Genomic DNA, 24,136 nt, shown 5'->3' with positions numbered 1-24,136 from the left:
ATGTGGTTGACCTTCACGGTTGGGGTGGGGCCTACTGCCTCGGGGAGCTGGACCGTGGGGTCGGGCTCGGCGGTGGCGGGAGTGGGCGTGAGCGGGATCGATGGGCTGGTCTGGCGGGAGTTCGGCGAGGACGACCTGCCCGCGTTGACCGGGCTGGCGCAGGCGTGCCTCGCCACTGACGGCGGGTTGCCGCTGTTCGGGCGTACCCCGTTGGCGCGGGCGCGGCTGCTGCAGACGCGTACCCACGGTGCCTGGTCGGGCGGCGACCTGGTCGCGGCCGTCGGGGTCGGCACGGCGCGGACGCCGGCCACCGCCACCGGCCTGGTGCACCCGGCGTGGCGCGGGCGCGGGCTCGGCGGCGCGCTGCTGGACCGGGCGGAGGGGCAGGCGGGCGACGCGGGCCTGCTGGTCACCACGGAGACGTGGAACGCCGCCGCGGAGGAGTTGTTCGCGGCGCGCGGCTACACGCGGACGTTCCTGGAATGGGTGCTGCGGCACGACCTCGACGCGCTGCCCGAGGTCACGGCGCCGGACGGCGTGACTGTGGAGCAGGCCACGCTGGGGCCGGAGCTGTTCGCCACCTACCGCGCGTCGTTCGCCGACCGGCCCGGATTCGTCGAGCCCGAAGCCGGCGAGTGGCTGGGCGACCTGCGTGACGACGAGGACTTCCGCCCGGAGCTGACGCTGCTCGCGCGCGGCCCGGACGGTGAGGCGGCCGGCTTCGTCACAGTGCTCGACGACTGGATCGACCAGGTCGGCGTGGTGCCCGGGTGGCGCGGGCGGCGGGTCGGGGCGTACCTGGTGGCGCGCGTGCTGCGCGGCCTCGCCGACGCGGGCGCGGAGGCCGCGTGGCTCTGCGTCAACGACGACAATCCGGCGGCCGGCCTGTACCGGCGGCTCGGCTTCCGCGACTTCGGCCGTCGCGCCCGCTACCTCCATGCCTGACGCGACCCGTGCGGCGATCGTGCGGGCCCTCGGCGACCTGTGGGCGAACGGCTGCCCGGTGCCCGCGCCCGAGCACCAGGAACGGCTCGCCGACGTGGGCGTGCGCCGCTGGCGCAGCGTCGCGCGCCGGCACCGGGGGCGGCGGCTCAGCATGGACCAGCGCATCCAGGATCTGGTACGCGGACTGGTCGCCGCGTTCGAGCCGGACCGTGCGCTGGTCGGTCCGCTGGTACGCGACTACGAATGCGTGGCGCGCGTCATCGCCGGCGTCATGACGTCGACGGATCCGCCGGGGACTGTTGCGGACGGCCGTTGACGTGGTCTTATGGCGGGACGACGACGTCATCGATCCGCAGCTTTGACAACCCCGCGTCGGTACTCCTTTCATGCCTCTCGAAAGGTGCAACGATGCACAGGAAACCGACGATCCACCTGGCAGTGCTCGTCGCTGCCGCCGCCACCTTCCTGACCGCCGGCGGAGCCCCCGTCGCGGCCACGGCCGCACCCGTGACCGCCTCGCCCGCCGCTGAGTGCGAGCCCGGCGCCGACCACCACAGTGCCGCCCGGGTACGCGAGGGCGCCACCACCAAGGAGCCCGCGCTCTACTCGACGAACGAGGCCAAGGCGTACGGCGTCATCAAGGACTCGCCGCGCCTCGCAAACGGCAGCGTCACCGTGCCGACGATCTTCCACATGATCTCGGACCACGAGCTGAGCGCCGCCGAGAAGGCCCGCTGGAACACGCTCATCTCGGCGCAGATGACGGTGCTCAACGACTCGTTCGCGGGTCGTACCGCGGCCGACGCGTCGGACACGCCGTTCCGCTTCTCGCTCGTCGACACCACCTGGACCGTGAACAGTGCCTGGTACACGGTGGTGCCGGGCAAGAACGAGCGGGACATGAAGAAGGCGCTCTACACCGGCGACTCCCGCACCCTGAACGTCTACGCGGCGAACATCGGTGACGGCCTGCTCGGCTGGGCGTACTTCCCGAAGGGCTACAACAACGGCCGCGACTACATCGACGGCGTGGTGATGCTCGACGAGTCGATGCCGGGCGGCACGGCCGGCAAGTACGCGCTCGGTGACACGCTGACCCACGAGGTCGGGCACTGGCTGATGCTGGAGCACACGTTCGCGCACGGCTGCTCCGCGTCCGGCGACTTCGTGGCGGACACGCCGCGTGAGGCGGCGCCGCAGTTCAACTGCCCGATCGGGGCGGACACCTGCACCGCGCCGGGTCTCGACCCGATCCACAACTTCATGGACTACACGCAGGACTCCTGCATGAACATGTTCACCCCGGGCCAGGCCGACCGGATGAGCGACGCCTGGGTGGCGTTCCGCGCCGGCGGCGCCGGGTAGCCAACTGGAAGTCGGTGCCGGCGGGTCGCTCTGCGGCGACCCGCCGGCCCGTCTGCTTCAGCCTTCCGGTGGAGCCCGACCAACTCGATCCAGAGCCCCGGGCAGTCGGAGCCGATCTGGTTAGTGCTGGTGGTAGCCGCGAAGCGCTCTGTGCCGCTGGAGGACGTCCTTGAGTGTCCGGCCGCAGGCGGTGTGCACGCCGAGAACCTTGTCGGCCGTGACCAGCCCGTCGACGAGACTGAACCTCGGACCCCCGCGATCGCGGTGATCGGCATGGCCGGGCGGTTTCCGGACGCCCCGGACCTCGACACGTTCTGGGACAACCTCGGCGTTTCTCGCCGGGCGAGCGTCAGCCGGCCGTACGGGATCGGACGGTCGTGCGCGCACGGTCGCCGCGCGTTTCGCCAAGTCGATCCGCCCGGGGAAGACCGGGCACGGTGCTGGCCGGGCGCGGGTAGCCGGCGCAGCCGCGCATGCTGCCTCACGGGATCGCGCGGGCGCCGGAGCGGCCGTGGTCGGCGTACCGCCTGCGGAGCGGCGGTCAGTTCTGGCGGCTCAAGGAGTCTGAGGAAGTCGAGGAACCGCTGGGTGAGCAGGGCGGCAACCGCCGGTTCGTACGTCGGCAAGGCGGAGTCGGCGAACAGGTGCTGACAGCCGAGATATAGGGACAGTTCGGCTCGGCCGGTCGACTCGGCCAGGGCGCGGCGGCGTCCAGGCCACCCCCGTCGACGAAGAACGGGTCCGGGGGTCATGCGGTGGTCTGACGCAGCGTGCGGAGGCGATGCCCAGGGGAGAGACCTCTCTTGGGTGTTTCATGCGTCTTTGGGCCTAAAACTACTTTTGCCCGGTATCGAGTGCGGCCGCCGATATTGTGACTTCTGCGCGTCCGGGGAAGGATCGCGATGCGACGACCCGTTCCGGTGGAGGGGACATGAGGGAAAAAACGGAACGCAAGCCGCTGGCGAGTCTCAGGCACGTCAAGGCCGCGTCGGGCTTCAGTTCCGTGATGATCATTGCCGGGATGACCACCGGCGTGACCCCCGCTCAGGCGGCCGAGGTGGTTCACAACGCCCGCGCCGAGCGCAGCTACCAGGGCACGCCCGGGCCGGCCGGGCAGGCGCGCGTTTGGCAGCCCGGCACAACCCTCGTGCGAGACGGCGGCCCCGACGGATGGTCCGATCCGCAGGGTTGGCAGTGGCAGGACCAGGAGCCGGGTCGGCGCCGCCATGATGGCAGCAAGGTGGGTCCGCAGGGTCCGGATGGCAGCAAGGTGGGTCCGCAGGGTCCGCAAGGTGCGCAGGGCGAGCGCGGGCGGCGTGGCCCACGTGGCTTCCAGGGTGCTGCCGGCCCGCAGGGCTTCCAGGGTGAGCAGGGTCCGCAGGGTGTGGCCGGTTCGCCCGGTCCGCAGGGCTCGTCGGGTCCACAGGGTCCACAGGGTGTGACGGGCGCGCAGGGCCCGCAGGGTTTTCAGGGTGGGCAGGGTCCACAGGGTGCGACCGGCTCGCCTGGTCCGCAGGGTGAGCAGGGTCCGCAGGGCGTGGCCGGCTCGCCCGGTGCGCAGGGCTCGCCGGGTCCGCAGGGCTCGCCGGGTCCGCAGGGCTCGTCGGGTCCGCAGGGCTCGTCGGGTCCACAGGGTCCACAGGGTGTGACGGGCGCGCAGGGCCCGCAGGGTTTTCAGGGTGGGCAGGGTCCACAGGGTGTGGCCGGCTCGCCTGGTCCGCAGGGTGAGCAGGGTGCGCAGGGTGCGCAGGGCTCGTCCGGTCCGCAGGGTCCGCAGGGTTTCCAGGGTGAGCAAGGCCCGCAGGGTGTGGCCGGCTCGCCTGGTCCGCAGGGTGAGCAGGGTCCGCAGGGCGTGGCCGGTTCGCCGGGTCCGCAGGGTGCGCAGGGTGCGCAGGGCTCGTCCGGTCCGCAGGGTCCGCAGGGCGTGGCCGGTTCGCCGGGTCCGCAGGGTGCGCAGGGTGTGACGGGTGCGCAGGGTGCGCAGGGCTCGTCCGGTCCGCAGGGTTTCCAGGGTGAGCAAGGCCCGCAGGGTGTGACCGGCGCGCCTGGTTCGCAGGGGCCACAGGGTGTGGCCGGTGCGCAGGGTTCGCCCGGTCCGCAGGGTTTTCAGGGTGAGCAGGGTCCGCAGGGCGAGCAGGGTCCGCAGGGTTTCCAGGGTGAGCAAGGGCCACAGGGTGTGACCGGCGCGCAGGGCCCGAGCGGCCCGCAGGGTCCACAGGGTGCCCAGGGTGCCCAGGGTGCCCAGGGTGCCCTGTCGGGCGTTCATGTCGTCTCTTCTGATGAGCCTGCTACCGGCTTCCAAAGCGTCAGCTGCCCCACCGGCGAAGTGGCGACGGGCGGCGGCTACATCACCAACGGGACCGTGAACGTGGATGCCCCGCTCGTAGACGGAGACACGCCGGTCGGATGGCAGGCCAACTTCTTCGGGACAGAGCCCGGCCTCGTCTACGTCATCTGCGCGCCCGCCGCACCGTGATCGGCGAAGCACACATCCAGAATGATCGGCAGGAAGAGGAAGACAGTGAGAATGCGACAGGTGTTCGGCACACTTGCCTGCGGCTCCGTACTACTGGCCGGGGTGGGTGCGTGCAGTGACGACAAGACACCCGCAACGAAGGGATCCGGCGGGACCGTCGCTCCAGGGGTCGCACAGGGTGACCCGAAGGTCCTGCTCCAGGAAGGTATCGAGCAGGGTCAGGCCGGCAAGTCCGACGAGGCGAAGGCAACCTTCGAGAAGGTGGTCGCGCTTCAGGGGGACAACAAGTTCGCCTGGTTCAATCTCGGCTACCTCGCCCAGTCGCGTGACGCAACCGACGAAGCGGTGGCGGCCTACGACAAGGCGCTGCAGATCGACGGCTCCTACCGGCCCGCCCTCTACAACAAGGCGATCCTGCTGGAGGAGGCGAAGCCGGACGAGGCGGTCGCGCTGTATCGCAAGATCGTCGATGCGGATGAGGGCGCTTCCACGGCGTACCTGCGGCTGGGGTTGATGCTCGTCAAGCAGAGCGACCGGACGGGTGCCCGGAAGGCGTTCGCATCGGCGATCGACGCGGATCCGAAGCTGGCGCCGGCGGTCCCCGAGGACTTCCGCCCGCAGAAGACAAAGAGGTGATCGCGTGGTGAAGGCGCCACACGTCACGGTCTTCACGGGTAGCAACCGAACCCGCTTCCTGGACGATTGTCTGCAGTCTCTGCTGGCGCAGACGTACGCGGACTGGGAATGGGTGGTCATTCTCAACCAGGGCACCCGGTGGCGCCCCGAGGCGAACGATCCACGGATCCGCCTCCTGGTGCGGGACGGGCTGTCCGGTGTCGGTGCGGTCAAGCGACAGGCCTGCGCCGAGGCGTACGGGGACATCCTCGTCGAACTCGACGACGACGACCTGCTCAGCAGTGACTGCCTGGCGGAGGTCGTGGCCGCCTTCGACGCGAACCCCGGGGTGGGCTTCGTCTACAGCGACACGGCCCAGATCAAAGAGGACGGCGGGCGGGACGACTCGCGGTTCGCCGCCGCGCACGGGTGGCGCTACCGCGACGAGCGGGTCGACGGGCGTGAGGTGTCGGCCTGCTGTTCGCTGGAGCCGACGCCGCACAACGTCAGCTACATCTGGTACGCCCCGAACCACGTCCGGGCGTTCCGACGGGATCTGTACGAGAAGGTGGGCGGCTACAACGAGGAACTCGACGTGGCCGACGACCTCGACCTGATGTGTCGGCTGTACCAGGCGGCCGAGTTCCACCAGATCCCCAAGTGCCTTTACCTGCAACGGATGCACACCCGCAACACCCAGCGCGACCCTGAGGTCAACGCGCGCATCCAGCGGCGGTCCGTGGAGATCTACGACCGCAACATCCAGTTCAACGCGTTGGCCTGGGCGAAACGGCGGGACCTGCTGGCCCTGGACATGGGAGCGGCACACAACAAGCCTGAGGGTTTCCTCGGGCTCGACCGCCGCGCCGGGGACGGCGTGGACATCGTCTGCGACGTCACGAACGGGATCGACCTGCCGGACAGCAGCGTCGGGGTGATCCGGGCGGTCGACTTCCTGGAGCACGTCCCGGACAAGATCGGACTCTTCAACGAGTTGTACCGCGTCCTCGCCCCGAACGGGCTGCTGCTGTCCCTGACGCCCAGCTCGGACGGACGGGGCGCGTACCAGGACCCGACGCACGTCGCGTTCTACAACGAGAACTCGTTCTGGTATTTCACCAACGAGCAGTACGCGCGTTTCGTGCCGGAGATCCGCTGCCGATTCCAGGTGTCTCGCCTGGGCACGTACTTCCCGAGCGATTTCCACCAGGCGAACAACATCCCGTACGTCGTCGCGAACCTGATCGCGGTGAAGGACGAGACCCGCAACGGAGGTCTGCTGACGATCTGAGCGGACCAGCCGAACGGGCGCGACAAGATCTCAGTCGACGGTCGGCAGCTTCGGGCCGAGGACGTCGTCGGCGTCGACGATGGTGTACGCGTACCCCTGCTCGGCCAGGAACCGCTGGCGGTGCGCCGCGTACTCGGTGTCGATGGTGTCCCGGGAGACCACCGTGTAGAAGTGCGCCTGCCGGCCGTCGGCCTTCGGGCGCAGCACTCGGCCGAGCCGCTGCGCCTCCTCCTGCCGGGAGCCGAACGTGCCGGACACCTGGATCGCCACCGCCGCCTCCGGCAGGTCGATGGAGAAGTTGCCCACCTTGGAGATGACCAGGGTGCGGATCTCGCCGGAGCGGAACGCGTCGAACAGCCGCTCGCGCTCCTTGTTCGTGGTGGAGCCCTGCACGATCGGCGCGTCCAGGTATTCGCCGAGCTGGTGCAACTGGTCGAGGAACCCGCCGATGACGAGGACCTGCTCGGACGGGTGCCGGTCCACCAGGGCCCGCACCACAGGCAGCTTGGTGCGCGCGGTGGCCGCCATCCGGTAGCGCTCCTCTGCCTCCGCCGTCGCGTACGCGAGCCGCTCGGCGTCGGTGAGCGTCACCCGCACCTCGGTGCACTCCGCCGGGGCGATCCAGCCCTGCTGCTCGATGTCCTTCCACGGCGCGTCGTACCGCTTCGGGCCGATCAGGCTGAACACGTCGCCCTCCCGGCCGTCCTCGCGTACCAGAGTCGCGGTGAGGCCGAGCCGGCGACGGGCCTGGAGGTCCGCCGTGAAGCGGAAGATCGGCGCGGGCAGCAGGTGCACCTCGTCGTAGACGACCAGGCCCCAGTCGCGGGCGCCGAACAGGTCCAGGTGGGTGAACGCGCCGCCGCGCCGCGCGGTGAGCACCTGGTACGTGGCGATGGTGACCGGGCGGATCTCCTTGCGCTCGCCGGAGTACTCGCCGATCTCCTCCTCGGTCAGCGACGTGCGGGCGATCAGCTCCCGCTTCCACTGCCGTCCCGCCACCGTGTTGGTGACCAGGATCAGCGTGGTCGCCTTCGCCTCGGCCATCGCCGCCGCGCCGACGAGCGTCTTGCCGGCGCCGCAGGGCAGCACCACGACGCCGGACCCGCCGGCCCAGAACGCCTCGACGGCCTCCCGCTGGTACGACCGCAGCGTCCACGCCTTGCCGCCGTCCTTGCCGGACTCGGCCAGCTCGATCGGGTGCGCCTCGCCGTCCACGTACCCGGCGAGGTCCTCGGCCGGCCAGCCCAGCTTGAGCAGCGCCTGCTTGAGCCGTCCCCGCTCGGACGGGTGCACCGCGACGGTGTCGTCGTCGAGTTTCGCGCCGAGCATGCCGGCGAGCTTCTTGCTCTTGGCGACCTCGATCAGCACCACCCGGTCCAGGGCGCGCAGCACCAGGCCGTGCACGGGGTCGTTGGCGAGCTGGAGCCGGCCGTACCGGTCCATCGTCTCGGCCACGTCGACGAGCAGACCGTGCGGCACCGGGTAGCGCGAATACTTGATCAGCGAGTCGACGACGCCCTCGGCGTCGTGACCGGCGGCCCGGGCGTTCCACAGGCCCAGCGGCGTGAGCCGGTAGGTGTGCACGTGCTCGGGGGAGCGTTCCAGCTCGGCGAAGGGCGCGATCGCCATCCGGCACGCCTGCGCGTCGGGGTGATCCACCTCCAGCAGCAGTGTCTTGTCCGACTGCACGATCAGTGGTCCACCGCTCACGCCAGCGTCCTCTCGCATCGCCCGGAACCCCGGAACCTCGCGGCCCGGCACCCGTCGCCACCCGGGCTGACCTGCCGCGGGCCGACCATCCAGTGTTGCACGCCGGAGGGTGCGGCAAAAAAGTCTCGCTGGACAGGCAACGTCATACTCGTCCCACACGTCTAGCTAGCGGGACGACTGTCCAGGGAGGGCCCATGCAGCGTGTCCGGTTTCTCGCCCGGGCCACCGCCCTGGCGTTGGTCGTGCTGGTCGGTGTCGGCGCCTGTGCGCTCGATCCGCAGGCGGAAGGCGCCGGGGGGAGCACCCCCGGCCCGGTCGGGCTGACGGAGGGAGCATCGGGGGCGAGCGCGTCGCCCACGCCGGAACAGCCGGTCACGTCCCCGTCGGCGCAGCCGAGCCGGACGGCCTCGCCGAAACCCTCCCGGTCGCCCGGGGCGACGAAGACGACGAAGCCCGCGCCGAAGCCGAGCGCGTCCGCCGGGTGCCCGCAGGGGGAGCACCAGCGGGCCGTGGAGACGTACCTGACCCGGCTGGGCGGCTTCGGGACGCTGACCGTGGACGGCGAGCAGTCCGCCGCCGACTGCGCCGCGATCAAGAAGTTCCAGATCCGGTACGGGATCAGCCCGTCCTCGGGTCGCGCCGGCCCCACCACGTACGACGTGGCGAAGCGGCTCGCCGCCACCGACACCGCGCGGTGCAACGCCGGTTCCCGGCTCACCTTCTGCGTCGACCTGACCCGGCAGACGGTCTGGGCGATGCGCGGCGGGAAGGTGGTGATGGGCCCGACAGTGACCCGCACCGGCATGTCCGGCTACGCCACCCCCGCCGGCACGTACTCGGTGGGCCGGAAGAACCCGCGCGAGTGGTCCAACCCGTACGAGGTGTGGCTGCCGTACTGGCAGCAGTTCAACGGCGGGATCGGCTTCCACGAGACCACCACCTACCTGCACAACGGCGCGATCGGCTCGCACGGCTGCGTCAACCTGCTGCACCGCGACGCGGTACGCCTGTGGGAGCTGGGTTCGGTCGGCACCCGCGTGGTCGTGATCGGCCGCCGCCCCGGCACCTGAGCGCGCCGGAACTCGTCCCACCCGTGACCGGAGCGCCCGGATCAGGGTTTTAACCCCTGTCCGCGCGCTCCGGTTGGTGTAACCCTGGAAGCCGGGTCCATGCCGGGACGGGGAGGGACTGTCATGACCGTTGACCAGGACGTGCTTCCCGAGGACGAGCGGACGCGGCAGCAGGAGGTGCCCACGGCGGTCCTGCTCGCCTACGCGGCCGCCGCCACGGGGGTGTTCGGCTGGTTCCTGTTCGGGCTGCTGGTGCAGCAGCAGGGCTTCGTCGACTCGGTGGGCGAGGCGGCCGGTACGGCGTTCGCGTTGCTGCTGGCCGTGTCGGTGATCGGCACGCTGCGGCGCAACGGGGAGTAGCTCACTCCTCCAGCACCGCTGCCGTGATCCGGTGCAGCGCGAACGTGTGCAGCATCTCCGTCCGGTCGTCCTCGGCGCGCAGGTAGCCGGCGCCGATGGCCACCGGGCGGACCAGCCGGGACGCGGTCGCCCCGTGCGCGTCGACGTAGCCCACCCAGACCAGCGCCTTGTCCCGTACCGCCTGCTGGAGCACCGCCAGCGCGTCGCCGTGCCCGGACACCGGGGTGGGACCACCCGTCGTGGCCGGGGCGCCGCGGACCACCGCCGGGGCCCGCCGTGCCGCCCGGGCCGCCGCCTCGCCGCGGCGGATCTGCTCCACCACGCCGAGCAGGCGGGGCATCGGCAGCTTCGGCGTGGCGAGCGGGTCCACCGCACGGCCGATCGCGGTACGGGCCGGCGCCCGCCGGGTCTTCGTCCGCGCCAGCACCATCGTTCCGCTGGCGTCCTCGGGCACCGGGGCGTACCCGGCGTCGCGCAGCGCGGTGAGCATCCGGTTGACCTGGTACGGGGTGACCAGCACCGTGGGCGCGAGCCGGCGGAACGCCAGCGGCTCCAGTCGCCGGTCCGCCTGCACCTCGGTGAGCAGCGCCTCGTCGTCGCTGCGCACGTACGCGCCGGCCGACCCGACGCGCAGCCCGCCGTGCTTGCGGGCCACGTCGTCGACCAGATAGGTCAGGCCCTGCGGGACCGGGGTACGCGAGCGGCGGCGGAACAGCGCGTGCAGGTCGTCGGCGGTGTAGCCGGCGTCGAGCGCCCGCCGGATGCTCGCCGTGGTGACCCGGTGCACGCTGGCTCCGCCCGCCGACTCGTGCTCGGCCACCACGTCCAGCTCGGCGGCGAGCGCCGGGTCGGGCGGGCCGGGCACCACCACTGACAGGTCGGCCTGCACCAGCACGTGGTCGACCGGTGCGGGCAGCAGCCCGTCCAGCGCCCGTACGGTCGTCGACGCGTCGCCCGACTCGGCGTCGGAGCGCAACCCGAGCGGGTCGTCCCCGCGCTCGTCGGCCTCGGTCAGCTCGGCGAGCAGCAGCCGCCCGTACGAGGTGAGTGCGCCGAGCCCGGTCACGCCCAGCGTGGCGGCCTCGGCCAGTACCTCCCGGTGCGCCGCCTCCCGCCCTCGGGCCCGCCGGGGCGCGCGCCAGTCCAGCAGCTCCAGCACCTCGTCGGTGGTCGGCGCGGTTCCGGGCGGCAGGTCGGCCAGCACGGCCAGCACCGCGCGCCGGGCGGCCGGCGCGCCGGCCCGTTCCGCCTCGGCGGAGAGCACCGAGATGGGCCGGTCCCGGTCGTCGCGCTGCCCGATCAGGCCGGCCTGGCGGGGCATCGACATCCAGGCGCGGGCGAGCTGCTCCCAGCGTTGGGCCAGCGACACCGCGCGCCACACCTCGTATCCGCCGGTGGGCAGGATCTGCTGGTCGCCGCCGTACCGGGTGGTGGCCGCGCCGGTCAGCTCCATCTCCCCGGTCAGCCCCGCCGCGTACGCCACCTCGAACAGCAGCGCGGTGGTCGGCTCGTCCAGCCCGAGGCCACGGGCGAGTCGCCGCAGGTCGCGTACGCCGACGCCGCCGGAACGCAGGACCGGTGCCGGTTCCGCGGTCAGCGCCTCCAGCATCGCCTCGGTGTGCCGGACCATCTCCATGGTCTGCCCGGCCCCGGCCGAGTCGACGGACTTGACCTCGCGCGGCGGGCCGGACACCACCGGCGGGCCGGTGCGCAGCGGGCCGAGCGGACCGGCGTCGCGGCGCAGCACCAGCCCCACCTCGCGGGGCAGCTCGACGGTGCCGTTGCGGCCGCCGGACATCCGGACCAGGAGCCGGTGCTCGACCAGCCAGCGGATCGGGGAACCGGTCGGCGCTCCGCCGTTGACCAGGTCGGGTGGCAGCACGTCCTCGGCGCCGGTGGCGGGGGCCTCCAGCGCACCGGGGGCGACGGTCCCGACCGGCGGCCCGGCGGCGAGCCGGTCCAGGACCGCCCGGGCCGAGGGCGGCGCGGACAGCAGCGTCCGCCGCAGCTTCGCCGGGTCCGCGCAGAGCGCCGCCGCGCGCGGGTCCAGCTCCGCCGCCGGCCGGCCCAGCCCCGCCGGGTACGGGGACACCTCGTCGATGCCGCCGGCCACGCACAGGTCGTGCTCGGGGCCGTACAGCAGGAACCGGGCCCGGAGCCGGTCGACGGCGGCGCGGACCGCCGTCGGTGCGGGCGGCTGCGGCCCGGCGGTGGCCATGGCCAGGATCTGGTCGGTGGAGGTGGCGCCCTCGGGGCTCCGGGTGAGCCGGGCGGCGTCGAGGATCTGGAGGGTGAACTGGTCCAGCCCGTCGAGCGCCCGGGCCACGGAGACCCGGGACTGGGCGCGCAGGGCGAGGGCGGACACGTCGGCCGGCACCGGCACGACGAGGTCGGGCCGCAGCTGGAGCAGGGCGGCAAGCGACTCGTCGGGGAGGGCCCGCAGGTGGTCGGCGAGTGAGGTGGTCATCGTCGTACCACGCTAGCCCGCTGGGTAGGTTCTCGGCATGTCTCCGCTGATGGTCGGCTTCGACCTCGACATGACCCTGGTCGACTCCCGGCCCGGGATCGCCGCCGCGTTCCGGGCACTGACCGCGCGCACGGGCGTGCACGTGGACGGGGAACTGGCCGTCTCCCGGCTGGGCCCGCCGCTGCGTACCGAGCTGGCGCACTGGTTCCCGCCGGAGCGGGTGGAGGAGGCGGTGGCGCTGTACCGGGAGCTGTATCCGGCGTACGCGATCACCCCGACCGTGCCGATGCCGGGTGCGGAGGCCGCATTGCGCGCGGTGCACGCGCGCGGCGGCCGGACGATGGTGGTGACCGCGAAGATGGGCCGGCTGGCGAAGCTGCACCTGGACCACCTCGGGCTGCCGGTGGACGAGCTGGCCGGGGACGTGTTCGCCGAGCAGAAGGCGGTCGCGTTGCGCGAGCACGGCGCCACGCTCTACGTGGGCGACCACGTGGCCGACATGGCCGCCGCGCGGGCCGCGGGAATCCCGGGCGTGGCGGTGGCGACCGGCCCGTGCACGGCCGACGAACTGACCGAGGCCGGGGCGTACCTGGTGCTTGATGATCTCGTCGAATTCCCGAGGGCGCTGGACCGGATCATCGGGCTAGCCTTGGAGGGGTAGACGGTTCGAGTGGAGCGGGGTTCAACAGGTGCCGACGGGTCGAGTGAAGTGGTACGACGCCGCCAAGGGGTACGGGTTCGTCACCAGTGACGAGGGTGGCGACGTGTTCCTGCCGAAGGGCGCGCTACCGGCGGGTGTCGCCGACCTGAAGGGTGGCCAGCGGGTCGATTTCAGCGTGGTCGACAGCCGGCGGGGCGCCCAGGCGATGGGGGTCAAGCTGCTGGAGGCGCCGCCGTCGGTGGCGGAGCTGCGCCGCCGGCCGGCCGAGGAACTCCACGGCCTGGTCGAAGACATGATCAAGGTGCTGGAGGCGAAGGTCCAGCCGGACCTGCGCCGCGGTCGCTTCCCGGATCGGAAGACCGCCCAGAAGATCGCTCAGCTGGTCCACGCGGTGGCGCGCGAGCTGGAGGTCTGAGGGACGAGCCCGGCGTCGGCGGCCCGGCCCAGCAGCGCCTCCACGGCGGCGAAGCCGGCCTCTCCCAGGTCGGCGGTGAACTCGTTGACGTAGAGGCCGATGTGCCGGTCCACCACGTCGGGCTCCATCTCCTGCGCGTGCGCGAGGACGTACTCGCGGCTGGCCTCCGGGTCGGCCCACGCCTGCCGTACCGACTCGCGGATCCAGGCGGCGGCCTCGACCGGGTCGACGGCGCCCCGGCGGGCCAGGATCGCGCCGAGCGGGATCGGCAGCCCGGTGTCGCCCTCCCACCACTCGCCCAGGTCGACCAGCGCGGTCAGCCCGTGCCGCGGGTAGGTGAAGCGCGCCTCGTGGATGACCAGGCCCGCGTCGTACCGGCCGGCGGCCACGCCCGGCATGATCTCGTGGAACGGCACCACCTCGATGCGCGCCGGGGCCTGGTCGGCCGCCCACAGGCGGAACAGCAGGTACGCGGTGGTCCGCTCGCCGGGCACCGCCACCGTCGCGCCGGACAGGTCGGTCCGGTCACCTCGTGTCAGCACCAGCGGGCCGCAGCCGCGGCCGAGCGCGCCGCCGCAGGGCAGCAGGTGGTAGTCGTCGAGCAGCCACGGCAGCGCGGCGTAGCTGACCTTCACCAGGTCGAACGCCCCCCGTTCGGCGGCGGTGTTGGTGATGTCGACGTCCGCGTAGGTCACCTCGACCGCCGGTGCGCCCGGCACCCGGCCGTGCACCAGGGCGTCGAAGACGAACGTGTCGTTGGGGCAGGGGGAGATCGCCAGGGAGAGCGCCACGGTCCCACCGTAACCCCGGCGCCCAGCTGACCCGTCACCCCGTCCGGTGTGACGTCCAGCCGTCCCGGTGCAGCCGCTCGATGCCGTCCAGCAGCAGGTCCAGCGCGAACTCGAACTCGAACTGGTCGTCGCAGCCCGGCCCGACGACCGAGTCGCCGTCGTGGGACGCGGCGGTGGCGACGGCCGCGAGGTTGGGGAACCGGGCGGCCACCTCCGGCGGCAGATCGGCCGGCGCCTCGGGGACCGTCGCACCGGACCGGCCGGCCTGCCGGGATGCGTCGAACAGCTCCTGGCTGAAGCCCAGCACGCGGCTGCCCAGCGCGTGCATGACGTGGTGGGCCAGGTCGGTGGAGAACCCGCCCGCCCGCAACACGCCGACCGTCGAGTCGAGGTACGCGAGCACGGCCGGTGTGGCCATGGTCCGGGACTCGATCGCCAGCGACGCCCAGGGGTGGCGGAGCAGCATCTGTCGCGCCGACAGGACGCGCCGGCGGATCGCCTGCTTCCAGTCGCCGGCGGCCGGCGGGTCGATCTCCCCGACGACGATGTCGATCATTCCGTCGAGCAGTTCGTCCTTGTTGGCGACGTGCTTGTAGAGGGCCATCGGCACGACGCCCAGGTCCTGCGCGAGGTTGCGCATGCTGAGCGACTCGATCCCGGTCTGGTCGGCGAGCGCGACGGCGGCACGCAGGACGCGGTCCCTGGTCAGGGGTGCCCGGCGCGCCGTCTCCACCTGCTCAGCCATGTCGTCCCCAGTCCTCCCGGTGGCCGTTGACACAGTAACCGTCTTGACGGGTGTACGGCGTACACCTAGCCTGGTCCCATTACGGTGTACGCCGTACACCTGGGAGGGAGTGGGACATGAAGGCGATCGTCCAGGACCGGTACGGCCCCCCGGAGACACTCGTGCTCGCCGACGTCGAGACGCCCGAGCCCGGCCCCGGTGACGTCCTCGTCCGGGTCGAGGCCGCCGCGGTGAACGCGTACGACTGGCACGTCATGCGCGGCGACCCCCGGCTGTCGCGGCTGGCGCTCGGCCTCGGGCGGCCCCGGGCCCGCGTCCGTGGCCGCGACTTCGCCGGCCGGGTCGAAGCCGTCGGCGCCCAGGTGCGGCAGGTACGCCCCGGCGACGCCGTCTTCGGCGACATGGGCGAGGCCGACGGCGCGTTCGCCGAGTACGTGCGCGTACCCGAGCACCTGGTCGCGCCGCGGCCGGCGAACCTGACGCCGGCGCAGGCGGCGGCCCTGCCGCTGGCAGGCGTCACCGCGCTCCAGGGGCTGCGCGACGCCGGGCAGGTCCGGCCCGGTCACCGCGTCCTGATCAACGGGGCGTCGGGCGGCGTCGGCACGCTCGCCGTCCAGCTCGCGAAGGCGCTCGGCGCGACCGTGACCGGCGTGTGCCGCACCCGCAACGTCGCGCTGGTCCGCTCACTCGGCGCGGACCACGTGGTCGACTACACCCGCGACGACTTCACCCGCGCGGGGGACCGCCACGACGTGGTGTTCGACCTGGTCGGCAACCGCTCCCTCACGGCGTTGCGGCGGGCGCTGACGCCTTCCGGGACGCTCGTGCTCTCCGGCGGCGGCGTCTACCGCGGCGGCAGCCTGCTCGGCCCGATCGGGCTGCTGGCCCGCGGACGGCTGACGGCGCCGTTCGTCCGGCAGCGCGTCGTCGTCCTCGCCACCTCACCCGGCCGGGCGCACCTCGACGCGCTCCGCGAGCACGCCGAGGCGGGCCGCCTCACCCCCGTCGTCGACCGCACCTACCCGCTGCGCGAGGTGCCCGACGCCGTCCGCTACCTCGAAGGCGAGCACGCGCGCGCCAAGGTCGTCATCACGGTCTGAGGCTCCGCTGTCCCCAGCCCGGCGGGTTGTCCACAGGGTTGTCCACAGGTGGACAAGATCAGTGGAGGGCGGCAGCGGCGGCGGTGAGCGCGGCGAACGCCTCGCGCATGCGCCACGCGCTCCGGTCGCGCGGGCCGATCGGGTTGGAGACGGTCCGCAGCTCGGCGAAGGGCACACCGGCGTGGGCGGCGGCGACCCCCACGCCGTACCCCTCCATGGCCTCGGCCACCGCCTCCGGGTGCCGCTCGGCGAGCGCCGCGGTGCTGGCGGCGGTGCCGGTCACCGTGCTGACGGTGAGCACCGTGCCGACCGTGGCCCCCGGCAGCGCGGCGCGCAGACGGGCCAGCAGGGCCGGATCGGCGAGCACGGTCCGGCCGCCGCCCAGCAGCTCGGGAGGCATGCCGAGATCCTCCACCGGGATGAAACCGGCCGGCGACTCGGCGCCGAGGTCGGCGGCGACGCTGCGGTCGGCGAGCACCGTGCCGCCCACAGCGACCCGGCCGGCGAACCCGCCGGCGATGCCCGCGCTGACCACCGCCCGGTACGGCCGCCCGGCCGCCTCGGCCAGCGCCAGCAGCCGTGCCGTGGCGGCCCCGGCCACGGCCGGGCCGACCCCGACCGGCAGCACCGTCACGTCCGACGGCACTGTCCCGTCCGACGGCACTGTCCCGTCCGACGGCACTGTCCCGTCCGACGGTGCCGGTGCGGTCGATGCGGCGAGGCCGGCACGGATCGCCTCGGCCTCGGCCGGCACGGCCGTGACCACGAGCAGACCGGTCACGCCACCGGCCCCCGGGGATCGCGGCGCTCGGTGTCCTCGACGCCGCCGGGCCCGCCCACCGATGAGGACGGCCGGTAGATGTGGAAGCCGGGCGGCGCCAGCCCGTCGTCGTCCGGCGGCGGGCCGGAACGCTGGGGCGCCGGTGACGTGGGCGCCGGATCGTCGAACGAGGTGGCGGCCGGTTCCTCGGCCCGGGTGGCCTGCTCCGCCGCCAGCTCCTGGTCGCCGAGCGGACGGCCGACCAGATGCTCACCGCGCAGCTTGCCCGCGACCAGCACTCCGCGTACGGCCACCAGCGCGGCCACCGCGGCGGCGACCGTCACGCCGATCAGCCCGGTGAACGGCACCAGCCCGAGCCCGCCCCCGGCCACGAACGCCAGCATCAGCGCGGTCTCCGAGTGCGCGAACGAGCTGGCGCGCAGCCGTTCCGGGATGCGTTCCTGGATCGAGGCGTCCACGGCGAGCTTGGCGATCCCGCTCATCATCGCGGCCACCAGGCACAGCAGCGCCACCATGGGCAGCGAGAACTTCAGCGCGGCGAGCACCGCCACACCGGCCACCACGATCGTGCCGCTGGACTGGAGCGCTGTCGGCCGGTGGATGCGCAGACGGGTGCCGATCGCGGTGGCCAGGAACGTGCCGACCGCCAGCGCGCCGCCGACCAGGCCCAGTGCGCCCTGGGCGCCGAGGTCGCGGCCGAAGAAGTCGGTGGTCAGGTCACCGGCCTTGATCGCGAAGGCCAGGAACAGCAGCAGGAAGCCGTAGAGCCCGCGCAGCGCGGCCGCGCCGATCAGCGTGGCGATCACCAGCCGGCCGCTGGGACGGCCCCGGCCCAGCGGGCGCTCGCCGTCGCGGCGGCGCATCGCGCGCAGCGGGTGCGGCATCCGCTCCGGCGGCTCGGAGTCGGCCTTCGGCGGCAGCCGGAGCGAGATCACCATGCCGATCAGGAAGATCACCGAGGCGACCCGCAGCGGCCATTGCGGCCCGAACCAGAACGCGGCCAGCCCGATCGGCGCGACGAGCGCCCCGGCCACAGTGCCGTAGACGCTCGCGCGCGCCCCGACCTGGGACAGCCCGAGCCCTTCGGGGAGCAGCCGGGGGACCGCCGCCGAGCGGGCCACCCCGTACGCCCGGGAGAGCGCGAGCACGCCGAACGCCGCCGGGTAGAGCCCGAAGCCGCCGATGTAGTCGGAGATCAGCCAGGCCAGGAACGCCCGGCCGAGCATGGTGGTGGCGAGCGCGTACCGCCGGCCGTGGCGGAAGTGGTCGAGCAGCGGGCCGACCACCGGGGCGAGCATGGCGAACGGGACCATGGTCACCAGCAGGTAGAGGGCGACCTTGTTGCGCGCCTCGCCCAGCGGCACGTCGAAGAAGATCGTCCCGGCCAGGCCGATCGCGATGAGCGTGTCACCGGCGCAGGAGAGCGCGTGCAGGTCGAACAGGCGGACCATGCCCACCTCGTTGCCGGCGCTGCGGGCCCGGGCGGTGCCGGCCCGCCGGGTCATCCAGCGCCCGCCGTGCAGCGAGCCCCGCAGCAGCAGCCTGGTGGCGCGGATGCCGGTGCCGACGGTCCGCCCGAGGAAGGAGCGGCCGGAGCGGGAGGACAGCGCCATGCGTCCCATCCTCGCCCATCCTTTCCACGTGCGCCGCATCACCCGGAGAGAATGACTCCGGGGAGTGCCTGTCGCCCGTGGACGGGCATGGGGAACAATGGTCCGGTGACCAGGCCCGCCTCCGCCCGCGCTCCCCGGCTCGACCAGGTCTGCGCCGCCGCCGTCGAGGTGGCCCGCGACGCGATCACCGAGGTGGAGCCCACCGACATCGGTGATCATCTCCAGGCGGTCGCCGAGGGCGACCGGGTCGTCACCCACTACTTCGAATGCCGGATGGCCGGTTACCGCGGCTGGCGCTGGGCCGTCACGGTGACCCGGGTGCCGCGCAGCCGGCACGTCACGATCTGCGAGACGGTGCTGCTGCCCGGCCCGGACGCGCTGCTGGCTCCCGGCTGGCTGCCCTGGCAGGAGCGGCTCAAGCCGGGCGACCTGGGCCCGGGCGATCTGCTGCCGACCCCGGCCGACGACGAGCGGCTCGCCCCCGGCTACCTGCTCTCCGACGACCCGGCAGTGGAGGAGACCGCCTGGGAGCTGGGCCTGGGCCGGCCCCGGGTGCTGTCCCGGGAGGGCCGCGCCGAGGCCGCCCAGCGCTGGTACGACGGCGACCACGGCCCGGACGCCGCGATCTCGGTCGCCGCGCCGGCCGCCGCCCGCTGTGGCACCTGCGGCTTCTACCTGCCGCTCGCCGGCTCGCTGCGCCTGGCGTTCGGCGCCTGCGGCAACTTCTACGCCCCGGACGACGGCCGCGTGGTGAGCGCCGACCACGGGTGCGGCGCGCACTCGGAAACGATGATCGAGTCGGCCGAGACGCCCGTCGACGAGCTGCCCACCGTCTACGACGACAGCGCGGTCGAGGCGATGACCGTCAGCCGGGCCCCGGGCTCGGTGGAGGCGGCCGAGCCGGCGGAGCCGTACGGCCACCCCTGACGGGTCAGCGCTGTCGCTGCGCGGCAGCCGCGCGCCGGCGACGCCGGTTGGCGTCGTGCCGCATCATCACCGCGAGGCCGGGAAAGCCCCACAGAAAACCGGCCAGGCAGGTCCAGAGCCAGTTCTGACGCCCGGATTCGGTGAGCCAGTCCCGGAAGAAGACCAGTAGCACCAGGCCGGCCACCGCCCAGGCGATCAGCCCGGCGACGGCGAACGGCACCATCGGCGGGTCGAGCGGCTCCGGCCGCGGCTGTTGCTCCTGTGACACCGGACCAGCGTACGTGATCGTTCTTCCCTGTCCGCCAGGTGATCTGGGACGATGCGCGCGACAAAACCCGGCCGATGACCTAGATGAGGACCCCATGTCCATTGCTCCGCCGCCGGATCACGGCACGCCGCCCGATCCCGCGCATCCACGAAACGCCTTCGACCGCTTCTTCCTGATCTCGGCGCGCGGGTCGACGCTGAGCCGGGAGCTGCGAGGCGGCTTCGCCACGTTCTTCACGATGGCGTACATCGTGGTGTTGAACCCGCTGATCCTCGGCAGCGCAGAGGACAAGTTCGACAACACCCTGGCCATCCCGGCGCTGGCGGCGGCGACCGCGCTGGTGGCTGGTGTGATGACCATCCTGATGGGTGTGGTGGCCCGGTTCCCGATCGCGCTCGCGGCCGGCCTGGGCGTGAACGTGCTCGTCGCCAAGGAAATCGCGCCGTTGATGACCTGGGCGGACGCGATGGGCCTGGTGGTCATCGAGGGTGTCCTGATCGGCATCCTGGTGCTCACCGGCCTGCGTACGGCGGTGTTCCGCGCGGTGCCGACCCAGATCAAGACCGCGATCGGCGTCGGAATCGGTCTGTTCCTGACCATCATCGGCCTCGTGGACGCCGGCTTCGTCCGCCGCATTCCGGACGTGGCGGACACGACGGTGCCGGTCGAGCTGGGTATCGGCGGCAAGATCGCGAGCTGGCCGATGCTGGTCTTCGTGGTCGGCCTGCTGGTCACCCTGGTCCTGGTGGTCCGCCGGGTCCGGGGCGCGATCCTGATCGGCATCCTGGCCTCCACCGTGCTGGCCATCGTGGTCGAGGCGATCGCCAACATCGGCCCGTCCTTCGTCGACGGCAAGCCGAACCCGAAGGGCTGGGCGCTGAACGTGCCCGAGTTGCCCAAGCAGATCGTGGACCTGCCCGACCTGTCGTTGCTGGGCCAGTTCAACGTACTGAACTCGTGGAGCCGGGTCGGCTGGCTGGTGCCGCTGATGTTCGTCTTCACGCTGCTGATCACGGACTTCTTCGACACCATGGGCACGATGGTCGCGATCGGCCAGGAAGGGGACATGCTCGACGAGACGGGCACCCCGCCGAAGGCCAAGGAGATCCTGCTGGTCGACTCGATCGCCGCCGCCGCGGGTGGCGCGGCCTCGGTGTCCAGCAACACCTCGTACATCGAGAGCGCCGCAGGTGTCGCGGAGGGTGCCCGGACCGGTGTGGCCAACCTGGTCACCGGCGGGTTGTTCCTGCTCGCCATGTTCCTGGCGCCGCTGTCGCTGATCGTGCCGTTCGAGGCCGCCTCGACGGCGCTGGTGGTGGTCGGCTTCCTGATGATGACGGCGGTCCGCACTATCGACTGGACCGACTACGAGATCGCCATCCCGGCGTTCCTCACCATCGCGCTGATGCCGTTCACCTATTCGATCTCGAACGGCATCGGGGCCGGCGTGATCAGCTTCGTGCTGCTGAAGGTGGCCAAGGGTAAGGCCCGCGAGGTCCACCCGCTCCTGTACGGGGTCGCCGTGCTGTTCATCGTGTACTTCCTGCGCGGGCCGGTCGAGTCCGTGTTGCTCTGACGCTGGTGAGCCTGGTCATAACGCATGTCGTTAGCCAGGCTCATTAGTTAAGCTAACGAGTGTGACGGAGCGGACGGTGACGGCGAAACGCGTGCCACCGGCGCAGCTGGCGCCTCAGCTGCGAGATGCGATCACCCGGCTCAACCGGCGGGTCAGACAGGCCCGGCCGGTCGGCGACCTCACGGTCACCCAGCTGTCGGCGCTCACCAGCCTCAATCTGGCGGGCGCCCTCACGCCACGGGAACTGGCTGATGTCGAACGGGTGCAGCCGCCCACGATGACGAAGATCGTCGCGAAGTTGGAGGAGCGCGGCCTCGTGCAGCGCACTCCCCATCCGACCGACGGACGGCAGGTCATCCTGGCGGCGACCGAAGGGGGACGGGCCGTACTCGACCAGTTCGAGCGGGCCCGCAACGAGTGGCTGGCCACCCGGCTGGCCGCGCTGACCGAGGACGAACGCGAAACGCTACGGCGTGCCGCGGACATCCTCCAGGGCATCGCTCGCGCCTGACACCGCCGCCCGCGGTTCGCTTCGTCAGCTGTGGATGAAGCGTACCGACGCAAGGAGGCGCACCTAGAGTGCAGGCCAAGCTGAGCACGATGTTCCAGTCCCTACGAGTCCGTAACTACCGGCTCTTCGCCACCGGACAGCTGATCAAACTGATCGGCGTCTGGATGATGTTCATCGCCCAGGACTGGCTCGTCCTCGAGCTCAGCGACAACTCCGCGACCGCGCTCGGCGTGGTCACCGCGTTGCAGTTCACGCCCGTACTCCTGCTCACGCTGCTGTCCGGCCGGCTCGCCGACCGCTACGACAAGCGGATGCTGCTCTTCGTCGCCAACGCGTTCTGGACCGTGCTCGCGCTGGCCATGAGCATCCTGGTCCTCACCGGCCTGGTGCAGCTCTGGCACGTCTTCACGTTCGCCGCCCTGCTCGGCGTGTCCAACGCGGTCGAGACGCCGGTCCGGCAGGCGTTCGTCTCCGAGCTGGTCGGCATGCCGCTGCTGCCGAACGCGCTCTCGCTCAACGCGGCCGTGTTCAACTCCGCCCGGATCGTCGGCCCGGCCGTCGCCGGCCTGGCCATCGCCGTCGTCGACGTCGGCCCGGTCTTCCTGGTCACCGCGCTCAGCTCGATCGCCCCGCTGGTGAACGTGGTCCGGATGCGTACCGACGAGCTGCACCGCAAGGAACTGCCGCCGGTCGGCGAGCGGGACCAGGCCCGGGTGGTCGACGGCCTCCGGTACGTGGCACGACGCCCCGACATCCTGCTGCCGATGGTCCTCATGTCGGTGATCGGGATGAGCCTGTTCAACTTCCAGCTCACCCTCGCCGCGCTCGCGAAGACCGTGTTCAACACCGGCGCCGCCTCGTTCGGCCTGTTCAGCACCGCGCTCGCGGCCGGTGCGCTGGTCGGGGCGCTGGCCGGCACCGGACGGCGCAGCCGGCCCTCGGTCTGGCTCGTGCTCGGTGCCGCGATCGGTTGCGCCGTCTTCGGCACGCTCGTCGGGCTCGCCCCGGCGTACTGGATGGTCGTGACGCTGCTGCTGCCCGCCGGGTTCTTCATGATCTACTTCGCCCAGGCCGCCAACCAGCGCGTACAGCTCGGTGTCGACGCGTCCTTCCGGGGACGGGTGATGGCGCTGTGGGTGCTGGTGTTCCTGGGCACCAACCCGGTCGGCGCGCCGCTGATCGGCTGGGTCGCCGAGACGTACGGCGCGGGCGCGAGCATCTGGGCCGGCGGTCTGATCTCGCTCACCGCCGCGCTGCTGGCGCTCACCTGGCAGCTGCGCCGCTCCGGCGCCCGGCTGCGCATGCGGGTGCTGCCGATGCCCCGCTTCTACGTGGTGTCGCCCGGCGCCAAGTAGCCCTGCCTGATAGCCGGTCGTACCGGCCCGATTACCCAAACGGGTGGCGGGCCGGTGCGGCAGGGCTTAGCGTCGATGTGTGGAAGTGGGGCAGGGACTGCTGCTGGCGCTGGCGATCCTCGCCGTCTGCTGCCTGCCTGCCCTGTTCGCGCTGCTGTTCTGCGCCGACGAGATCATCGATCGGGTCGCCTGCGGATGGGCCGAGTGGCGGGAGCAGCGACGGGAACGCCGCACCATCGCGCGGCTCGACCGGGCCATCGAGGCCGAGGCGCTGACCCGCGACATCGACCTCACCGAGTTCGACAAGGACGGCCGACGCCCGCTGGAACAACTCGCCACCGACCTGCGTCGGCTCGGCGGGCACCGGCTCGCCGCCGCCGACCGCAGCGTGGTGTGGCACGGCGCGGTCATCGAGGCGTACGACGAACGGCTGCGCGCCGCCTGCCACGCGCTCGGCATCGCCGAACACCTGGCCGAGCTGGACGGCGTCGACCGGGAGATCGAACGGGTACGCGTCGAAGGGCTGCTGCACGCCGCCGGGCTGACCCTGCCGGCCGCCCGCGCCGCGCACCACCAGCGGCACCGCTGACCGGGTGCGTCTCTTCGCGGCGATCTACCCGCCTCCCGTGGCGGTCGCGGACCTGACCGCCCGGATCAAGGGCCTGCGGGTCGCGTCCGCCCGCCACGCCCGGCTCGCCGACCCGGCGAACCTGCACCTAACGCTCGCCTTCCTCGGTGAGGTGCCGGACGTCCGGCTGCCCGATGTGGAGTCGGCGCTCGCCTCGGCCGCCCGGTCGGCTCGCTCCCCGCGGCTACGCCTCGCCGGCGGCGGCAGATTCGGGCAGAGTCGGTCCACTGTGCTCTGGGTGGACGTGCGTGGCGAGGTCGACGCGCTCGACGCGCTCGCCCGGTCGATCCGCGACGGGCTGCGCGGGGCCGGGCTGCCCTGCGACGACAAGCCGTTCCGGCCACACCTGACCATCGCCCGCCCCGGCGACCGGGTGCCCGAGTCCGAGCTCCGCGCCGACCTGGCGACCCTGGACGACTACTCCGGCCCGGACTGGCCCGCCGACCGCCTGACCCTGGTCCACAGC

Annotated in this window: 25 protein-coding genes; 17 read left to right on the top strand and 8 right to left on the bottom strand. The window is 72.4% G+C overall.

From position 1 onward, the window contains the following. Window positions 1–87 precede the first annotated feature (87 nt). The 4 genes from EAD96_RS28110 (at window position 88) to EAD96_RS31925 (ending at window position 2,961) form a co-directional block, all read left to right on the top strand. Window positions 88–945, top strand: coding sequence for a GNAT family N-acetyltransferase (locus EAD96_RS28110; protein ID WP_121686366.1), 858 nt, complete (start codon window positions 88–90; stop codon window positions 943–945). Continuing rightward, on the top strand, window positions 938–1,261 hold the full coding sequence (locus EAD96_RS28105; protein ID WP_121686364.1) for a hypothetical protein: 324 nt from the start codon (window positions 938–940) through the stop codon (window positions 1,259–1,261). The genes EAD96_RS28110 and EAD96_RS28105 overlap by 8 nt, the downstream gene beginning before the upstream one ends. Before the next feature lie 92 nt (window positions 1,262–1,353). Beyond that, window positions 1,354–2,310 carry a zinc metalloprotease gene (locus EAD96_RS28100; RefSeq protein ID WP_121686363.1) on the top strand — a complete coding sequence of 319 codons (957 nt, stop codon included), beginning with the start codon at window positions 1,354–1,356 and terminating at the stop codon, window positions 2,308–2,310. A 123-nt stretch (window positions 2,311–2,433) separates the two neighbouring features. After that, a complete protein-coding gene (locus tag EAD96_RS31925; protein ID WP_121686362.1) occupies window positions 2,434–2,961 on the top strand; it encodes a beta-ketoacyl synthase N-terminal-like domain-containing protein in 528 nt (175 codons plus the stop codon). A gap of 97 nt (window positions 2,962–3,058) precedes the next feature. Here the strand turns inward: EAD96_RS31925 and EAD96_RS31695 are convergent, their stop codons facing one another. Further along, window positions 3,059–4,576, bottom strand: a complete 1,518-nt coding sequence (locus EAD96_RS31695; RefSeq protein ID WP_233586198.1) for a hypothetical protein — start codon at window positions 4,574–4,576, stop codon at window positions 3,059–3,061. Window positions 4,577–4,846: 270 nt separating this feature from the next. Here EAD96_RS31695 and EAD96_RS28085 point away from each other — a divergent pair, with 270 nt between their 5' ends. Continuing rightward, entirely contained in the window at window positions 4,847–5,422 is a 576-nt protein-coding gene (locus EAD96_RS28085) for a tetratricopeptide repeat protein (protein ID WP_158614825.1), read from the top strand. A gap of 4 nt (window positions 5,423–5,426) precedes the next feature. Beyond that, complete coding sequence (locus EAD96_RS28080) at window positions 5,427–6,692, top strand: glycosyltransferase (RefSeq protein ID WP_233586197.1); 1,266 nt, start codon at window positions 5,427–5,429, stop codon at window positions 6,690–6,692. Between the two features lie 30 nt (window positions 6,693–6,722). Here the strand turns inward: EAD96_RS28080 and EAD96_RS28075 are convergent, their stop codons facing one another. After that, window positions 6,723–8,402, bottom strand: a complete 1,680-nt coding sequence (locus EAD96_RS28075) for a DNA repair helicase XPB (protein ID WP_120572005.1) — start codon at window positions 8,400–8,402, stop codon at window positions 6,723–6,725. 194 nt (window positions 8,403–8,596) lie between these two features. Between EAD96_RS28075 and EAD96_RS28070 the strand changes: the two genes are divergently transcribed. Both EAD96_RS28070 and EAD96_RS28065 read left to right on the top strand, forming a co-directional pair. Continuing rightward, complete coding sequence (locus EAD96_RS28070; protein ID WP_121686359.1) at window positions 8,597–9,472, top strand: L,D-transpeptidase family protein; 876 nt, start codon at window positions 8,597–8,599, stop codon at window positions 9,470–9,472. A 123-nt stretch (window positions 9,473–9,595) separates the two neighbouring features. After that, window positions 9,596–9,832, top strand: coding sequence for a hypothetical protein (locus EAD96_RS28065; RefSeq protein WP_121686358.1), 237 nt, complete (start codon window positions 9,596–9,598; stop codon window positions 9,830–9,832). A 1-nt stretch (window position 9,833) separates the two neighbouring features. Here EAD96_RS28065 and EAD96_RS28060 read toward each other — a convergent pair whose 3' ends face one another. Next, window positions 9,834–12,299: a helicase-associated domain-containing protein gene (locus EAD96_RS28060; RefSeq protein WP_121686357.1), complete on the bottom strand. Its 2,466-nt coding sequence runs from the start codon at window positions 12,297–12,299 to the stop codon at window positions 9,834–9,836. Window positions 12,300–12,336: 37 nt separating this feature from the next. Here EAD96_RS28060 and EAD96_RS28055 point away from each other — a divergent pair, with 37 nt between their 5' ends. Both EAD96_RS28055 and EAD96_RS28050 read left to right on the top strand, forming a co-directional pair. Continuing rightward, on the top strand, window positions 12,337–12,960 hold the full coding sequence (locus EAD96_RS28055) for an HAD family hydrolase (protein ID WP_121686356.1): 624 nt from the start codon (window positions 12,337–12,339) through the stop codon (window positions 12,958–12,960). Between the two features lie 28 nt (window positions 12,961–12,988). Then, window positions 12,989–13,375, top strand: a complete 387-nt coding sequence (locus EAD96_RS28050; RefSeq protein ID WP_026267952.1) for a cold-shock protein — start codon at window positions 12,989–12,991, stop codon at window positions 13,373–13,375. Here the strand turns inward: EAD96_RS28050 and EAD96_RS28045 are convergent. Then, window positions 13,336–14,166, bottom strand: a complete 831-nt coding sequence (locus tag EAD96_RS28045; protein ID WP_121686355.1) for a 1,4-dihydroxy-6-naphthoate synthase — start codon at window positions 14,164–14,166, stop codon at window positions 13,336–13,338. The genes EAD96_RS28050 and EAD96_RS28045 overlap by 40 nt on opposite strands. A 34-nt stretch (window positions 14,167–14,200) precedes the next feature. Beyond that, a complete protein-coding gene (locus tag EAD96_RS28040; protein WP_121686354.1) occupies window positions 14,201–14,911 on the bottom strand; it encodes a TetR/AcrR family transcriptional regulator in 711 nt (236 codons plus the stop codon). A 116-nt stretch (window positions 14,912–15,027) separates the two neighbouring features. Here EAD96_RS28040 and EAD96_RS28035 point away from each other — a divergent pair, with 116 nt between their 5' ends. Next, window positions 15,028–16,011, top strand: coding sequence for an NAD(P)-dependent alcohol dehydrogenase (locus EAD96_RS28035; RefSeq protein WP_121686353.1), 984 nt, complete (start codon window positions 15,028–15,030; stop codon window positions 16,009–16,011). A 58-nt stretch (window positions 16,012–16,069) separates the two neighbouring features. On the opposite strand, the gene EAD96_RS28030 is transcribed toward EAD96_RS28035, so the two are convergent. Beyond that, complete coding sequence (locus tag EAD96_RS28030) at window positions 16,070–16,792, bottom strand: futalosine hydrolase (RefSeq protein WP_121686352.1); 723 nt, start codon at window positions 16,790–16,792, stop codon at window positions 16,070–16,072. Further along, entirely contained in the window at window positions 16,789–18,405 is a 1,617-nt protein-coding gene (locus tag EAD96_RS28025; RefSeq protein WP_047892540.1) for an MFS transporter, read from the bottom strand. Before EAD96_RS28025 ends, EAD96_RS28030 begins: the two co-directional genes overlap by 4 nt. Window positions 18,406–18,492: 87 nt before the next feature. On the opposite strand from EAD96_RS28025, the gene EAD96_RS28020 reads away from it, so the two are divergent. Further along, complete coding sequence (locus EAD96_RS28020; RefSeq protein ID WP_120571996.1) at window positions 18,493–19,332, top strand: DUF3027 domain-containing protein; 840 nt, start codon at window positions 18,493–18,495, stop codon at window positions 19,330–19,332. A gap of 4 nt (window positions 19,333–19,336) precedes the next feature. On the opposite strand, the gene EAD96_RS28015 is transcribed toward EAD96_RS28020, so the two are convergent. After that, window positions 19,337–19,600: a DUF2530 domain-containing protein gene (locus EAD96_RS28015; RefSeq protein WP_047892542.1), complete on the bottom strand. Its 264-nt coding sequence runs from the start codon at window positions 19,598–19,600 to the stop codon at window positions 19,337–19,339. Window positions 19,601–19,694: 94 nt separating this feature from the next. On the opposite strand from EAD96_RS28015, the gene EAD96_RS28010 reads away from it, so the two are divergent. The 5 genes from EAD96_RS28010 to thpR all read left to right on the top strand — a co-directional run. Beyond that, window positions 19,695–21,176 (top strand): NCS2 family permease, encoded by a 1,482-nt coding sequence (locus EAD96_RS28010; protein WP_121686351.1) that lies wholly within the window; start codon window positions 19,695–19,697, stop codon window positions 21,174–21,176. Window positions 21,177–21,237: 61 nt separating this feature from the next. Next, window positions 21,238–21,687: a MarR family winged helix-turn-helix transcriptional regulator gene (locus EAD96_RS28005; RefSeq protein WP_030274920.1), complete on the top strand. Its 450-nt coding sequence runs from the start codon at window positions 21,238–21,240 to the stop codon at window positions 21,685–21,687. A 68-nt stretch (window positions 21,688–21,755) separates the two neighbouring features. After that, window positions 21,756–23,042, top strand: a complete 1,287-nt coding sequence (locus EAD96_RS28000) for an MFS transporter (protein WP_120571995.1) — start codon at window positions 21,756–21,758, stop codon at window positions 23,040–23,042. A 79-nt stretch (window positions 23,043–23,121) separates the two neighbouring features. Continuing rightward, window positions 23,122–23,631 carry a hypothetical protein gene (locus EAD96_RS27995; protein ID WP_013283716.1) on the top strand — a complete coding sequence of 170 codons (510 nt, stop codon included), beginning with the start codon at window positions 23,122–23,124 and terminating at the stop codon, window positions 23,629–23,631. A gap of 4 nt (window positions 23,632–23,635) precedes the next feature. After that, a partial coding sequence (gene thpR / locus EAD96_RS27990; RefSeq protein ID WP_121686350.1) for an RNA 2',3'-cyclic phosphodiesterase occupies window positions 23,636–24,136 on the top strand: 501 nt, incomplete at its 3' end.

Origin of the sequence: Micromonospora sp. BL1 (assembly GCF_003667485.1) — a bacterium.
Taxonomy (GTDB): Bacteria; Actinomycetota; Actinomycetes; order Mycobacteriales; family Micromonosporaceae; genus Micromonospora; species Micromonospora tulbaghiae.
Note: the sequence above shows the minus strand (reverse complement) of the source record. Positions and strands in the feature narration are given on the sequence as shown.